This is a genomic window from Streptomyces bugieae (assembly GCF_036352915.1).
Lineage (GTDB): Bacteria > Actinomycetota > Actinomycetes > Streptomycetales > Streptomycetaceae > Streptomyces > Streptomyces endophytica.
In genome coordinates this window covers 1-385 of sequence record NZ_JAZBJP010000235.1, presented here as the reverse complement: position 1 = coordinate 385, position 385 = coordinate 1, and the positions used below count along the sequence as shown (strand labels likewise).

The following is a 385-nucleotide window of genomic DNA, read 5'->3' as shown; positions in this document are numbered from 1 at the left end:
ATCACGCGGGGCGCGAGCTCCGCGTTCTCCAGGATGTCCCGCAGGTGCTTCTCGGCGACCGGCAGCACCTCCTCGATGGTGATCTCCCGGCCCAGCTCGTTCGAGAGGGACGTGACCCCCGCGTCCCGGATGCCGCACGGCACGATCCGGTCGAACCAGGTGTTGTCCGGGTTCACGTTCAGCGCGAAGCCGTGCATCGTCACGCCCTTGGCGACCCGGATGCCGATCGCGGCCAGCTTGCGGTCCTCGCGGCGCTGGCCCGCGTTGGACGGGGCGTACTCGGGGCCGTTCAGCCGCGGGTCGAACTCCTCGTCCTGGAGCCTGGGGTCGAAGTCCAGCGAGAGCCCGCCGAGCGCCTGGCGCTGCTCGACCGGGTCGCCGAGCA

General features: G+C 71.2%; 1 protein-coding gene. It reads right to left on the bottom strand.

The genetic code is table 11. The annotated features are described in order from the left end of the window. A partial coding sequence (locus tag V2J85_RS41040) for a lipoyl protein ligase domain-containing protein (protein ID WP_419836893.1) occupies positions 1-385 on the bottom strand: 385 nt, incomplete at both ends.